The organism is Halobacterium yunchengense, assembly GCF_037031165.1.
Classification (GTDB): Archaea; Halobacteriota; Halobacteria; order Halobacteriales; family Halobacteriaceae; genus Halobacterium; species Halobacterium yunchengense.
In genome coordinates, this window is sequence record NZ_JAYEZL010000002.1 from 87,449 (window position 1) to 100,583 (window position 13,135).

Annotated in this window: 14 protein-coding genes; 7 read left to right on the forward strand and 7 right to left on the reverse strand. The window is 75.5% G+C overall.

Translation table 11 applies throughout. The annotated features are described in order from the left end of the window. Positions 1-51 precede the first annotated feature (51 nt). Complete coding sequence (locus tag U5911_RS05590) at positions 52-1,206, forward strand: DUF7118 family protein (RefSeq protein WP_336035966.1); 1,155 nt, start codon at positions 52-54, stop codon at positions 1,204-1,206. Positions 1,207-1,295: 89 nt separating this feature from the next. On the opposite strand, the gene glmM is transcribed toward U5911_RS05590, so the two are convergent. Both glmM and U5911_RS05600 read right to left on the reverse strand, forming a co-directional pair. Continuing rightward, the gene (gene glmM / locus U5911_RS05595) at positions 1,296-2,666 is read right to left on the reverse strand and encodes a phosphoglucosamine mutase (protein ID WP_336035967.1); all 1,371 of its coding nucleotides are present in this window, start codon (positions 2,664-2,666) and stop codon (positions 1,296-1,298) included. Continuing rightward, positions 2,663-3,082, reverse strand: coding sequence for a hypothetical protein (locus U5911_RS05600; protein WP_336035968.1), 420 nt, complete (start codon positions 3,080-3,082; stop codon positions 2,663-2,665). The genes glmM and U5911_RS05600 overlap by 4 nt, the downstream gene beginning before the upstream one ends. Before the next feature lie 94 nt (positions 3,083-3,176). On the opposite strand from U5911_RS05600, the gene U5911_RS05605 reads away from it, so the two are divergent. From U5911_RS05605 to U5911_RS05615, 3 genes are read left to right on the forward strand one after another with little or no spacing between them, the layout of a single operon-like run. Beyond that, positions 3,177-4,025, forward strand: coding sequence for an HVO_0234 family beta-propeller protein (locus U5911_RS05605; RefSeq protein WP_336035969.1), 849 nt, complete (start codon positions 3,177-3,179; stop codon positions 4,023-4,025). A 25-nt stretch (positions 4,026-4,050) separates the two neighbouring features. Then, positions 4,051-4,893 (forward strand): ribose-phosphate diphosphokinase, encoded by an 843-nt coding sequence (gene prs / locus U5911_RS05610; RefSeq protein WP_336035970.1) that lies wholly within the window; start codon positions 4,051-4,053, stop codon positions 4,891-4,893. A gap of 45 nt (positions 4,894-4,938) precedes the next feature. Further along, complete coding sequence (locus U5911_RS05615) at positions 4,939-5,352, forward strand: GNAT family N-acetyltransferase (RefSeq protein WP_336035971.1); 414 nt, start codon at positions 4,939-4,941, stop codon at positions 5,350-5,352. A 12-nt stretch (positions 5,353-5,364) separates the two neighbouring features. On the opposite strand, the gene U5911_RS05620 is transcribed toward U5911_RS05615, so the two are convergent. Beyond that, on the reverse strand, positions 5,365-6,012 hold the full coding sequence (locus tag U5911_RS05620; protein ID WP_336035972.1) for a hypothetical protein: 648 nt from the start codon (positions 6,010-6,012) through the stop codon (positions 5,365-5,367). A gap of 132 nt (positions 6,013-6,144) precedes the next feature. Between U5911_RS05620 and U5911_RS05625 the strand changes: the two genes are divergently transcribed. Further along, a complete protein-coding gene (locus U5911_RS05625; RefSeq protein ID WP_336035973.1) occupies positions 6,145-6,726 on the forward strand; it encodes a helix-turn-helix transcriptional regulator in 582 nt (193 codons plus the stop codon). A gap of 165 nt (positions 6,727-6,891) precedes the next feature. Continuing rightward, positions 6,892-7,575 (forward strand): hypothetical protein, encoded by a 684-nt coding sequence (locus U5911_RS05630; RefSeq protein ID WP_336035974.1) that lies wholly within the window; start codon positions 6,892-6,894, stop codon positions 7,573-7,575. Positions 7,576-7,623: 48 nt separating this feature from the next. Here the strand turns inward: U5911_RS05630 and U5911_RS05635 are convergent, their stop codons facing one another. The 4 genes from U5911_RS05635 to U5911_RS05650 are packed head-to-tail and all read right to left on the reverse strand — an operon-like array spanning position 7,624 to position 11,682. After that, positions 7,624-8,298 carry a DUF7546 family protein gene (locus U5911_RS05635; protein ID WP_336035975.1) on the reverse strand — a complete coding sequence of 225 codons (675 nt, stop codon included), beginning with the start codon at positions 8,296-8,298 and terminating at the stop codon, positions 7,624-7,626. Then, entirely contained in the window at positions 8,295-10,718 is a 2,424-nt protein-coding gene (locus U5911_RS05640; protein WP_336035976.1) for a heavy metal translocating P-type ATPase, read from the reverse strand. The genes U5911_RS05635 and U5911_RS05640 overlap by 4 nt, the downstream gene beginning before the upstream one ends. A 2-nt stretch (positions 10,719-10,720) precedes the next feature. Then, positions 10,721-11,488, reverse strand: a complete 768-nt coding sequence (locus U5911_RS05645; RefSeq protein WP_336035977.1) for a sulfite exporter TauE/SafE family protein — start codon at positions 11,486-11,488, stop codon at positions 10,721-10,723. 8 nt (positions 11,489-11,496) lie between these two features. After that, positions 11,497-11,682, reverse strand: a complete 186-nt coding sequence (locus U5911_RS05650; RefSeq protein ID WP_336035978.1) for a DUF8131 family protein — start codon at positions 11,680-11,682, stop codon at positions 11,497-11,499. Positions 11,683-11,886: 204 nt separating this feature from the next. Between U5911_RS05650 and U5911_RS05655 the strand changes: the two genes are divergently transcribed. Then, positions 11,887-13,134, forward strand: a complete 1,248-nt coding sequence (locus U5911_RS05655) for a halocyanin domain-containing protein (protein WP_336035979.1) — start codon at positions 11,887-11,889, stop codon at positions 13,132-13,134. The last annotated feature ends 1 nt before the right edge of the window (position 13,135 follow it).

Genomic DNA, 13,135 nt, shown 5'->3' on the forward strand with positions numbered 1-13,135 from the left:
GCCGCGGTCGCGACAGAAGGCCTATCAGCGCGTGCCACGTCGTGTGACGTGATGCCAGACGCGCACGTCGCCAGCGACGCCGGCGACGCGGCCCCCGCCGCCGACGCGGACGCGCTCGCCGCCGACCTCGAGGCCGCCGCGGACGCCGTCGCGGACGCACGCGACCGCGTCGACGACGTCGGCGAGACCGAACTGCGCGCCCTCCGGGACGCCCTGGACGGCCTCGACCGCCTGTTCGACCAGTACGAGGCCGACGCCACCGGCACCGGCGACTTCCAGTCGTACATCGCGTTCCAGGACGACCTCGTCGCGTTCGTCGAGGACCTCGACGACGACCTCCCGGAGCGCGAGGCCTTCGAGTCGCTGCTGGACCTCTTCAAGAAGCGACGGCTCTCCGAGTCGGACTTCGCGGAGGCGCGCGGCCGGCTGGCGGACGCCCGCGACCTCGTCGGCCGCCTCGACGACCTCCGGGACGCGCGAGCGGAGTACAGCGAGGTCCGCAAGCGCGCCGCCGAGCGCGCCGACGAGTACGCCGACGAGGTGGCGCGCCTCGAGCGCCTCCGGCGCCTCGGGGACGCGGACCTCGACGCCCCCACCGACGAGCTCCGCGACCCGATCCAGCGCTACGACGGCGCCGTCCGCGAGGCGTTCCGCGAGTTCCGGTCGTCGGCGCCCGCCCGGGACGTCCTCGGGCTCGTCGAGACGGCGCGGGCGTACCCGCTCGTGGGCTTCGACCCGGTGCCCGACGACCTCGCGTCGTTCGTCGCGGCCCGCGACGCCGGCGCCGAGCCGATCCCCCAGCTGCTGGAGTACGCCGACTACTCGCCGTCGAAGCTCGACCACTACGTCGGCGAGCCGTCGGCGCTGAAGCGCGCGGTCGGCGGGAACCGCACGTACCTCGACCGGCTGGACGCCGCGCCGCTGACCGTGGGGTGGCCGCCGGCGCCCGCCGACGAACTCCGCCACCGCCTGGACGAACTCGTCTCCGTCGTCGCGCGCTTCGCCGGCGAGGACGTGGTCGCGGCGCTGCACGACGTCCGCGAGGCGGTCCGCCGCGACGACTACCGTCGCCTCCGGGACGCCGCGGTCGCCGAGCACGAGCTCACGGACGCCGAGAAGCGGGAGATCGAGGCGGGCGTCGGCGACGACCTCGCGGCGGCGCGCGCGGCCGAACGCAGGCTCCGGGACGCACTCGCGGAGCACTGACGGCGCGGCGACGCGGCGGACCGCTGGTGCCTGCGCGTCAGCGCGGCGGACCGCTGGTGTCTCCGTGGCGGCGCGGTCGACCGCGCTGTCTACCCGTCGACGCCGGCCTTCGCGGCGCGCAGCGCCGCGGCGTACGCCTCGGCCAGCGTCTGCGCGCGGTCCCGCTCGGCGGCCTCCGCGTAGATGCGGACGACCGGCTCCGTGCCCGACGGCCGCACGAGCACCCACGCGTCGCCGTAGTCGAGGCGGTAGCCGTCGATGGTCGTGCGGTCGGCGTCCGCGTCGAGCGCGCGCTCCTCTGCGGCGTCCAGCAGCGCCTCGCGCTCCGCGTCGTTGTCGTAGCCGACGTTCACGCGGACGTTGTGGTAGTCGCTGTACGGCGCGACCACCTCGCTGGCCGGCCGGTCGGCGAGCAGTTCGAGGAACCGCGCGCCCGTGTACGCGCCGTCCCTCGTCGTCCGGTACCCCGGGAAGATGATGCCGCCGTTGCCCTCGCCGGCGACCGGCACCGTCTCGCCCTCCGACTCGAGCTGGCGGATGCGCGTCATGATGTGCGTCGAGCCGATGGGCGTCAACTCGAGGTCCGCGCCCGTGCGCTCGCAGACGTCGACGAGCCGCTGGCTGACGTTCACCGCCGACACCGTGGTGTCGCCCTCGCCGAGTTCCGCCTCCGCGAGCGCGGCGAGCGTCGCGTCGCCCTCGACGTACTCGCCGCGCTCGTCGAAGAAGATGGCGCGGTCCGCGTCGCCGTCGTGCGCGACGCCGACGTCCGCGTCCGCGGCCACGACGAGCCGCCCGAGGTCGTCGAGGTTCTCCGCGACCGGCTCGGGGTCCCGCCCCGGGAAGTGGCCGTCGGGCTGGGCGTTCACGGTGACGACCTTGCAGCCGAGCCGGCGGTAGAACTCGGGGCTGGTGAGCGCGCCGGCGCCGTGGCCGGGGTCCAGCGCCACCGTCAGGTTCGCGTCCGCGACCGCGTCACGGTCGACCGCGGCCAGCAGCTGGTCGACGTACCGGCGGCGCGCGGCCGCGACGTCGCGGTCGCGGCCGACCTCGTCCCACGCGACGCCCTCGTACTGTTCGGTGAGGTACTTGCGCTCGACGCGCTCGAGCTCGTCGACGTGCAGTTCGACGCCGTCCGCGCCGACGAGCTTCACGCCGTTGTACTCCGCTGGGTTGTGGCTCGCGGTCACCATCACCGCCGGCACGCCCTCGCGCTCGGCGTACGCCTGCACCCCCGGCGTCGGCACCACGCCGAGCCGGTCGACGTCCGCGCCGACGCTCTGCAGGCCGCTGGTCGCGGCGTTCACGAGCATCCGGCCGGTCGTCCGCGTGTCGCGGGCGACCGCCACGCGGTCGGCGCGCCACACCGACCCCGCGGCCTTCGCGACCCCCTGTACGAACCCCGGCGTGAGCTCCTCGTTCGCCACCCCGCGAGTCCCGCTCGACCCGAAGACCTTCATGGGTCGTCCTCCGCGTGCGCCCCCCTAATCGCTTCCGAACTGGCGGACGCCGGCGCGAGCGTCTCGCCGTCCTCCGTCTCGACGCGGATCCGGTAGTCGGCGCCGTCGAAGCGGTAGACGCCGTCGGTGTCCCCGCAGGCGTCCCGGAGGGCCGCGAGCAGGGACTCGGCGGTGTCGCGGTCGGTCTCCGCGGTCACCCACTCGTCGGTCGGCGCGTTCCGCGCGGACGCCAGCGAGCGCTCGAGCACGTCGTGGTCGTCCACGAGGCCGGCCGGCAGCTCGCAGTGGTGGTCGCCCGCCTCGGCGTCGTCGACTGGCGTCACTCGCAGGTCCACCGGGTCCTCGCGGACCAGCCCCGTACAGCCGGCGGTGACAGCGAGCGAGGCTACGCCGGCGAGGAACGACCGTCGTCGCATACGGAGTGGCGTACGGCAGCCACGGCAAAGGGTTTTCGTCACCGCGCGCGGGGCAACCGCAACGCTGACGCCGCCGCGCGGCGCGCGTCCACGTATGCCGACGATCCGCGAGAAGCGCGTCTACGTGGACCAGTCCGGGACCGTGGCGGCGTACGTCGCGGCCGCGCTCGGCGTCGCGGTCGCGCGCGTCTCCGACGACAAGATCGGCGAGTTCGCGCTCGCGCACCGGTGTACGGCCCGGGACGTCGCCGCGACGGCGCTCGGCGTCGCCGCCGCCACCGCGGAGGACGTCCTCGTCGAGGCGGACGGCGGCGACGGGGACGCGTTCGCCGCGACCGGGTTCGGGCCGGCGGTCGCGGTCACCGGCGACGGCGACGGCGTGCTCGCCGCCGGCGAGGACGGCCGGCTCGCGCGCTACGACGGCGACGACTGGACGACCGTCGGCGCGCTCGACGACGAGGTTCGCGCGCTCGACGGCGGTCTCGTCGCGGCCGCCGACGGCGTCCACCGCGTCACCGCCGACGGCGTCGAGGGCGTGGGTCTGGACGACGCGCGCGACGTGGCCGCCGGTGCCGTCCCGCTCGCGGCGACCGCGGACGGCCTCTTCCGGCTCGGCGCCGGCTGGATGCGGACGCTCGACGGCGGCTTCGAGGTCGCGGCCGCCGACCCCGTCACCGGCGACGGCGGCCTCGAGCGCGCGCACGCCGCCACCGCCGACGCGCTCTACGAGCACGACCCCGCCGCGGCCGCGGGCGACGGCTGGGCGGTCCGGGACCTCCCCGTGGACGGCGCGGTCGCGGACGTCGCGTACGCGACGGACGCCACCGTCGTCCTCACCGCGGACGGCGCGCTCGCCGCGGACGCCGGCGACGGCTTCCGGCACCGCAGCCTCGGGCTCCGGGACGCGAGCGCGCTCGCGGTCGTCGCCGAAGGAAACGCGTAAGCCGCCGGCCGCCGACGCCTCCGGTATGATACTGAGCGGGTCCGCCACCCAGCAGCTCGCCGCCGCGCTCGCGGCGGCCCTGGGCGAGGACCTCGGGCGCGTCGAGTACGACTCGTTCCCCGACGGCGAGCAGCTGGTGCGCGTCCCCGCGGTCGACGGCCGCGCCGTCGTCGTCGCCTCGACGGTGTCCAGCGACACCCACGTCGAGGTCCTCCAGCTGCAGGACGCCGCCCGCGAGGCGGGCGCCAGCGAGGTCGTCACCGTCCTCCCCTACATGGGGTACGCGCGCCAGGACGAGGCCTTCGAGGCCGGCGAGCCCGTGTCCGCGCGAGCGGTCGCGCGCGCCGTCTCCACGGGCACGGACCGCGTGGTCACCGTCTGCCCGCACGAGGACGCCGTCCTGGACTTCTTCGACGTGCCAGCGACCGGCGTCGACGCCGCGCCCCTGCTCGCGGAGCCGCTGCCCGCCGACCTCGCGGACCCCGTCTTCCTCGCGCCGGACTCGGGCGCGACCGACATCGCCGAGTCCGTCCGCGACGGCTACGGCGCCGGCGCCACCGACCACTTCGAGAAGGTCCGGCACTCCGGCAGCGAGGTCACCGTCACGCCCAGCGACGTCGCGGTCTCCGGCCGGGACGTGGTCGTCGTCGACGACATCATCGCCACCGGCTCCACGATGAGCGAGGCCATCGCCGCGCTCGAGGACCCGCGCCGCGTGTTCGTCGCGTGCGTCCACCCCCTGCTCGCGGGGAACGCCCGCCTGAAGCTCGCGAACGCCGGCGTCGAGGCCGTCTACGGCACCGACACCATCGAGCGCGCCGTCTCCACGGTGTCCGCCGCGCCCGCCGTCGCCGCCGAACTGGACTGACGCTCGCGCCGCCAGCTTCTTCTCGCCGACTACCGCACCGCCGGTATGGCGACGACGCGCGAACTCACCGCCGCGGCGGCCCGTCGCGACGCGGTGCCGCTCCTCCGACAGCTCTGGACCGACCGCGACCCGGACGCCGTCCTCGAGTGGACCGGCGACGACGACTACCGCCTGTTCGGCCGCTTCGCCGGTGGCGACCTCGTCGCCGCCGCCGGCGTGCAGGTGCAGTCGCTGCTGCACCACCGCCGCGGCGCGTGGCTCCTGGACCTCGTGGTCGACGAACCGCGCCGGGGCGACGGCCACGGCGCCGCGATGCTCGACTTCGTGGAGTCGTGGGCAGCAGACGAGGGCTGCGAGTACGTCGCGCTCGCGTCCCCGCTGGGGAAGACCGGCGTCCACGACTTCTACGACCGACGGGGGTACGACCGGTGGGGGTACGTCGTCGAGACGGACCTCTGAGCGCGGTCGCCCTCAGCCGCTCCGGCCGTCCTCGGTCCGGTCGACGACCCACGTCACCGTCTCGTTCGCGAGGTCGACGTGCGCGACGAACTCGCGCTCGCGGCCGCCCGGCCGCCGCACCTCGACCGTCGCGAGGTCGTCGGCGTACGACCGGTCGCGTTCGACGGTCACGGCGTCGTCGCCGGCCGTCTCGACGGAGACGTTCGACGTGGTGCCGGTGATGGTGTCGCCGCTGCCGTTCGCCGCCTCGACGTCGACGCTGACGGCCGTCGAGGCGTTCAGGACGGCGACCGGCTCCACCGCCAGCTCGTAGTCGTCCAGCGACGAGAGGTGCGCGGCGACGGTCTGGTTCCCGCGAGCGACGGCTCTCGCGCGCTCGCGCTGGCTGGCGTTCAGTGCGTCCGCCTCGGTGGCCCGGACCGTGAACCCGTCGCCCTCGCGTTCGATCTCGACGGCCTCGTACTCGGTCGCGTTCGAGACGACGGTCGCGCGCTCGCCGCCGCTCTCGACGGACACGCCGTCCGCGACGACGAACTCCGCGGCGGGGTCGTCGGCGACGGGGCCGCCGACGCCGAGGGCCGTTCCGGCGACGCCGAGCAGTGCGCCGGCGGCGACGAGCCCGACCACGAGAGCGGCCCGCGTTCGCGTCTCCTCGCGCATGTCCACACCCACGGTGAAAGGCCCCATGAGTGTTCCGCGAAACGGCCGTGAAACGACCGTGAAACGCGTTTCACGGCCGTTCCGCGTTCCGGAAACCGGTGGGTATTAGGGCGGAACGTGACAGTTCCACGTATGGACGTGCGGGCCCTCCAGACCACCGACCTCCTCGCCGCCGCCGTCGCCGTCGCGTCCACGCTCGTCCTCGCGGTCCAGCTCATCACGCCCTCCCCGGTGCTGGTCTCCGCGGGCGACGACGGCGCGACGGTGACCGAACTCGGCGGCTACTTCACGTACACCGACGTCGCCGTCGTGCTCGCGGCCGCGGTGCTGCTCGGCGCGAGCGCGACCTACCTCCTGCTCGCCGGCCGCCTCCGCGGCGCGGACGACGACACCGCAGCCCGGCCGACGCCGCCGCCGGCAGCATCGCAGGCGGACGGCGGCGTGCCGTCCCTGGACGCCGCCGAAGCGCGCACCGGGGACCTCCTCGAGGCGCGCCGCGACCAGTGGGAGGCGACCGCCGAACGGCTATCGAACAACGAACGCGTCGTCTACGAGGCCGTCCTCGACGCCGACGGCGTGCTCGCGCAGGCGGACATCGTCGACCGGACCGACATCTCGAAGGCGTCCGTGAGCCGCGCGCTCGACGGCCTCGAGACCCGCGACCTCGTCGAGCGCAAGCGCCGCGGCATGGGCAACGTCGTCGTCCTGCGCTAGGCGAGAGCCGCGTTCCGCGGCGGTTCCGAACCGGTTCCGCGGCCGTTTCCAACGGGCTGCTAAGTGGGTTTTCACGCAAGGGCCGACCGAGCAGTCCGGCGCCGACCCTCGACGGTCGCGGTCGCTCGCGCCGTCGACGCCGCGCGCCGGACTGCGACCGACACCATGAACGCGAGACTACCCGCAGTCGCGCTCGCCGCGCTCGCCGCCACCGCCCTCGCAGTCGGCGGTGTCGGCGCCGTCGCGCCGAGCGCGCCCGAACACGAGGCACAGCCCACCGACCACCCTGCCGTCGACGGCTACGAGTTCGCGGCCACCGACCACGACGACTGGCTCGCCGACCGCGACGCGGACGCCGAGCGCGTCGCCGAACTGCTGCTCGCCGACGACGAGACCGGCGGCGAACTCCGCGGCCTGTTCGACGGCGACGAGACGCTCGCGCTGGACGTCTACGGCAGCCTCCAGGAGGACGCCGACGCCGCGCACGTCGTCGTGACGCCCGCGCCCGGCATCGACGAGAGCTCGCCGAGCGAACAGCAGCCGCGCGTCGAGGCCGTCGTCGACCTCGGCGACGGCAGCGTCGAACTGGTCGGGGCGTCCGCGCCCGAGGACGCGGCCGACGACGCGGTCACGCTGAACGAGTCGGCCGTGGACCTCGCGGAGTCGATCACCGCCGAGAACGCCACCGGCGACGCGTTCGTCGTGACGGCGTCCGACGACGAGACCCTGGACGGCGACGCCGTCACCTTCGAGTCCGTGGTCGTGAACGACGCCGGCTCCGTCGACGGCATCGTCGTCGAGACGGTGTCGACGAACGAGACCGACGCCGGCGACGCGAGCGACCAGTAAGCGACCGCGGCGTCACCGCTCCACCTCTTCTCCCCGACTCCTTCTCCGTCACCGCAGCCGCGACAGCAGCGCGGCGTCGGGCCGCCACGCGAGCAGGCAGACCGCCGAGAGGAACGCCAGCGTCGAGAGGTCGTACGACCACGCGGCGGAGGCGGCGACGCCGACCGTGCCGCCGGCGACGGCGGAGACCGCCGCCGCGAGCAGGGGGAGCGTACAGCTCACGCAGGAGAACGCGCCCACCACGAGCCCGGTCAGCGAGGCGTCGGCGTCGCGGACCGCCGCGGCGACGAGGTACGCGAGCGCGAGGTAGCCGACCGCCTGGTACGGCGTCGGCGCGAACCGGGCGGGACCGACGATGGCGACGACGAGCGGCCCCCAGCCGGGCGGCAGCCCCCAGTAGACGGTGACGCCGCCGGCGTGGTGGGCGGGGGAGACGAGGCCGCCGACCCACGCGAGCGCGAGGAAGTACCCGGCGCCCGCGGCGGCCGCCAGCACGCGGCGGCGACGGCTCGCGGGCGCGAGGTCGACGCGCCACACGGCGAGCGCCGCGGCGTTCAGCCACGCGAACGGGTAGAGGAGGTACCGGACGGCGGTGACGTCTCCGGGGGTCGCGGCGACGTACGCGGCCAGCACGGCCAGTTCGGCGACCGAGAGCGCGACGAACGCCGCCGCGGTCTCGGGCGCCGGCCGGAGGCCGTCCAGCAGGCGCGCGGCCCGGGTCACGCCTCGGTCACCTCCGCGGTGAACGCCGGCGCGTCGGCGTCGGCTGTCCCGGCCGGGTCGGCTGTCCCGGCCGCGTCGTCGGCGTCGAGGAGGTCGCGCGTGGAGTTCGCGACGACGAGCAGGCTGGAGGCCGCCATCGCGACCGCGGCGAACAGCGGGTTGAGCAGGCCGGTGACCGCCAGCGGCACGGCGACGGCGTTGTAGCAGAACGCCCACGCGAGGTTCTGCCTGATGCGCGCGTTCGCCGCCCGCGTGAGGTCGAAGACCTCGGGGACGGCGGTGAGGTCGTCCGTGGTGACGACGGCGTCGGCGGCGTCCGCCGCGAGCGCGGTGTGGTCGAGCGCGACGCCGAGGTCCGCGGCGGCGAGCGCGGGCGCGTCGTTGACGCCGTCGCCGACCATCGCGACGGTGCCGTCCTCGCGGAGGCGGCGGACGACCTCGGTCTTCCCCTCCGGGGGGACGCCCGCGAACACGTCGTCGACGCCGGGGTGGTCGCGGAACCGCTGGGCGGCCGCGGCGTCGTCGCCGGTGAGCACGACCACGCGGCGCTCCTCGGCGAGGGCCGCCACGACCGCCCGCCACTCGCCGCGCGGGTCGTCGCCGGCGACCAGCACGCCCTCCGCACGGCCGTCCCAGCCCACGAGCACGGGGACGTCGCCGGCCGCGCGCGCGTCGGCGGCGCGGCGCTCGTACTCGTCGGGGACCGGCCAGTCGCGCGCGTCGAAGAGGTCGGCGCTGCCGGCGAGCACGCGGCGCTCGCCGCCGTCGCCGGCGACCGTGGCGGCGACGCCGCGGCCGGGCGCGCGCTCGAAGTCCGCGACGTCGACGCCGCCCGGGTCGGCGAAGTCGGTGACGGCGTCCGCGACCGGGTGGTCGGCGTACTGCTCGACCGCGGCGGCGAGACGGGGCGCGCGGTCGTCGCCGACGGCGTCGCGGACGCGCATCTCGCCGGTGGTGAGCGTGCCGGTCTTGTCGAACGCCACGACGTCGGCCTCGGGCGCCGCCTCGAAGACCGCGGCGGCCGAGACGACGACGCCGCGGTCGAGGGCCTCCTTCACGCCGCGCGCGACCGCCAGCGGCGTCGCCAGCCCGAGCGCGCACGGGCACGACACAACGAGCACCGAGAGGCCGACGAGCAGCGCGCTCTCCGCGCCGGCGCCGGCGAGCAGGTGGTAGCCGGTCGCGCCGGCGGCGAGCAACGCGACCAGGGGCACGAACGCGGCGGCCGCGCGGTCGGCGAGCCGCTGGGCGCCGGGCCGCGCGCTCTGGACGTCCCAGAGCGCGGCCACGACGCGGTCGAGCGTGCTCGCGGCGTCCGCGCCGACCGCGACGACGAGCCGGCCGTCCCGGAGGACGCTGCCGCCGACCGCGTCGTCGCCGCGCTCGCGCCTGACTGGCCTGGACTCGCCCGTGACGAGGGACTCGTCGGCGACGCCCTCGCCCTCGACGACGGTGCCGTCGACGGGCACGCGGTCGCCAGCGGTCACGACCACCTCGTCGCCGGCCGCGAGGTCGTCGACGGCGACGACCTCCGTGCCGTCCGCGGTGCGGCGCGTCGCCTCGCCGACGCGGTCGGCGGTGAGGTCCGCGAGGCGGCCGGTCGCCGCGCGCTTCACGCGCCCCTCGTAGTAGTCGCCGACCGTCACGGCGAGCACGATGACGACCGCGACGTCGAAGTAGACGTCCGTGCCGCCGGTGAGCGCGACGAGCGTGCTGTAGGCGTACGCCGCGGCCGCGGCGACGCCGACCAGGAGGTCCATGTTCGGGCGGCCGGCGCGCAGGCTCACGTACGCGCCCCTGAAGATGGGGTAGCCGGTGTACGCGAGCACGACGGTCGCGGCCAGCCAGACGTTCCCGAAGAGGTACGCGCCCGCCGGCCCGGCGAGGTCGACGAGCAGGTCGTCGGCGGCGACGCCGACGTAGACGGGGTAGAGGAAGAGCACGTACCACGCCATCACGAGCATCCCGAAGACGGCGCCGACGAGCAGGCGGCCGACGTCGCGGTCGTCGCCCCCGTCGGGGTCGCCGCGCTCGCTGGCCTCGTAGCCCAGGCCGGAGACGACGTCCGGGAGGTCGCCGCGGTCGAGTTCGCCGGGGTCGTACGTGAGCTTCACCGTCTCCGTCGGGTAGCTCGCGGCGGCCGCCCGGACGCCGTCGCGGTCCGTCGCGCGCGCCTCGACGAACGCCTCGCAGGTCGCGCAGTGCATCCCCGAGACGGAGAGGAACGCGGTCTCGCCGTCCGCAGCGTCGGGGTCGGTGCCGCGGTCGAGGCCGTCGGCTGCGGTCTCGCTGTCCGCGCTCGCCGGGTCGTCGAGCGTGCGCGCGACCTCGAGGCAGCCGCGACAGCAGAACGCGCCGTCGACGCCGCTGTCGGTGACGGGCGGGTCCGGCGTCGGGAGGTCACAGAGCGTGCAGGGCATGGTCAGGGGAGCGGCGGCATCGGCAGCGGCACCTTCGGGACGCGGTACCCGAACGCGGCGAGGCCGTTCGCGAGCGGGACGGTCGCGGCGAACAGGAACGCGCCGCCGAGCGCGCGGTGGAGGCGGCGCCGGTGGGCCGCGCCGAGCGACCCGAGCGCGGTGCCGTACGCGAACAGCGACGGGAACGTGCCGGCGCCGAGCGCGAACAGCGCGAGCCCGCCGTCGGCGGGACTGCCGGTCGCGAGCGCGTAGAGGAACGCCGGGTACAGCAGCGGACACGGCAGCAGCCCGTGGAGCGCGCCGAGCGCGGCGACGCCCGGTCCCGTCGCCCAGTCGTCGACGCGGGCGTGGACGCGCGCTGTCACGGCGCCGAAGGCGCCGCCGACGACTGGGAGCGCCGCCGCCGACGCGCGCGCCCCGCCGCCGGTCGCGTAGCCGACGCCCGCGGCGAACACGGCGACGCCCGCCGCGATACCGACGGCGCCGCGGACGACCTCGCCAGCGGCGACGACGCCACCGGCGTCGACGAGGACGCCGCCGACGGCGCCGAGGACCGCCCCGATGGCGGCGTAGCTGGCGGTTCGACCGGCGTTGAACAGCGCGTGCTGGCGGAGCTCGCGCGCGGTCGGGCCGCGGCCGTCGCTCGCGACGCGGTCGCCGTACGCCGTCACGAGCGGCCCGCACATCCCCAGGCAGTGGGCGCCCCCGAGCAGGCCGACGACGAAGAACGCGGCGACGCCGGCGTCCAGCGACCCGGTGACTGTCGCCATCGGCACGGTCACTGCGCCGCGTGGCCGTCCTCGCCGTCGCTGGGGCCGAACAGGTAGTAGAGGCAGCCGGCGACGAGCACGACGTTCACGAGCGCGACGGCCGCCGTCGTCGACTTGTCGGCGACGTACAGCGCCACCGGGACGAGCGCGAGCAACGCCGTCCCGGCCGCGAGGTGGCGTGGCTGGACGTTCATGGCCGGCAGTTGCCGCGACCGCTCCTAAGCGGTACCACTCGTTCCGAGACAGTGGGAATCGGCGCTCGTTTTTAAACTCGGTGACGGGAACCACTCTGGGTGTCAGCGCATGCGCACCGAGCAACCGAGGACGGCACGTGACTGCCGCCGTCGGCGGCGCCGCGGCGCCCGGCCGGCGGTGGCGCGCGAACGGAGGGGTGTACTGTGACCGAACGCGGGACCGAGCGGTGGCTCTCGCGCCGCGGCGTGCTGCGCGCGGCGGCCGGCGCGACCGCGGCCGCCGCGGTGGGGACCGCGGCGTCCGGGACGGCGGCCGCCCAGCCGGACTTCGACGGCTGGTTCACGGGCGACGCGTCCGGCGGCGCCACCGACAACTACGACGGCAGCGTCGCCGACCGGACGGGCGAGGGCGAGGTGACCGTCGAGGTGGGCGCGGACGGGAACGGCGGGACGTTCGCGTTCGCGCCGCCCGCCGTCCGCGTCTCCCCGGGGACGACGGTGGTCTTCGAGTGGACGTCGGACACGCACAACGTGGTCGTCGAGGACCAGCCCGACGGGGCGGACTGGGGCGGCCACGAGCCCATCGAGAACTCGGGGTTTTCCTTCGAGTACACGTTCGAGACGGAGGGCGTCTACACGTACTACTGTGACCCCCACCTCTCGGTGGGGATGAAAGGCGCCGTCGTCGTCGGCGGCGACGGCGGCGGTGGCGGCGGCGGCGACGCCGAGACCGTGCCCGCCGAGTACGACGGCTGGTTCACGGGCGACGCGTCCGGCGGCGCCACCGACAACTACGACGGCGACACCGTCGACCGGACGGGCGAGGGCGAGGTGACCGTCGAGGTGGGCGCGGACGGGAACGGCGGGTCGTTCGCGTTCGCGCCGGCCGCGGTCCGCGTGTCGCCCGGCACCACCGTCACGTTCGAGTGGACGTCGGACACGCACAACGTCCTCGTGGAGTCCCAGCCCGACGGGGCGGACTGGGGCGGCCACGAGCCCATCGAGAACACGGGATTCTCGGTCTCGCACACGTTCGAGACGACGGGCGTCTACACGTACTACTGTGACCCCCACCTCTCGGTGGGGATGAAAGGCGCCGTCGTCGTCGGCGCCGCACCGGGCGGCGGCGAGGACGGCGGCGGGCCGGCGGGCACCACGACGCCGTTCAGCCCGCTGCTCGGCTGGACGCTCGCCGGCAGTTTCGCCGCGGCGATGCTCGCGCCCGTGCTGGCCGGCGTCTACCGCGGCGGCCAGCCGACCGAGCCCGCGTACGACGGCGACGCCGTCCCGGAGGCGGCGGCGCACGAACCGACCGAGACGCTCCACCACGACGACTACGACCCCGTCGGGACGGCCGCGCTCATCGTGGTCTACTTCCTGATCCTCGCGGGGATGTGGGCGTTCATGTACTTCGTGGAGTTCCTCGGCAACGGCCCGACGGTGGGGGTGTGAA

Coding starts and splice junctions, on each gene's coding strand:
- U5911_RS05605 (WP_336035969.1), top strand. CDS start 3,177: ATGCCGACGATCCGCGAGAAGCGCGTCTACGTGGACCAGTCCGGGACC.
- U5911_RS05630 (WP_336035974.1), top strand. CDS start 6,892: ATGAACGCGAGACTACCCGCAGTCGCGCTCGCCGCGCTCGCCGCCACC.
- glmM (WP_336035967.1), bottom strand. CDS start 2,666: ATGAAGGTCTTCGGGTCGAGCGGGACTCGCGGGGTGGCGAACGAGGAG.
- U5911_RS05625 (WP_336035973.1), top strand. CDS start 6,145: ATGGACGTGCGGGCCCTCCAGACCACCGACCTCCTCGCCGCCGCCGTC.
- U5911_RS05620 (WP_336035972.1), bottom strand. CDS start 6,012: ATGCGCGAGGAGACGCGAACGCGGGCCGCTCTCGTGGTCGGGCTCGTC.
- prs (WP_336035970.1), top strand. CDS start 4,051: ATGATACTGAGCGGGTCCGCCACCCAGCAGCTCGCCGCCGCGCTCGCG.
- U5911_RS05645 (WP_336035977.1), bottom strand. CDS start 11,488: ATGGCGACAGTCACCGGGTCGCTGGACGCCGGCGTCGCCGCGTTCTTC.
- U5911_RS05650 (WP_336035978.1), bottom strand. CDS start 11,682: ATGAACGTCCAGCCACGCCACCTCGCGGCCGGGACGGCGTTGCTCGCG.
- U5911_RS05590 (WP_336035966.1), top strand. CDS start 52: ATGCCAGACGCGCACGTCGCCAGCGACGCCGGCGACGCGGCCCCCGCC.
- U5911_RS05615 (WP_336035971.1), top strand. CDS start 4,939: ATGGCGACGACGCGCGAACTCACCGCCGCGGCGGCCCGTCGCGACGCG.
- U5911_RS05640 (WP_336035976.1), bottom strand. CDS start 10,718: ATGCCCTGCACGCTCTGTGACCTCCCGACGCCGGACCCGCCCGTCACC.
- U5911_RS05600 (WP_336035968.1), bottom strand. CDS start 3,082: ATGCGACGACGGTCGTTCCTCGCCGGCGTAGCCTCGCTCGCTGTCACC.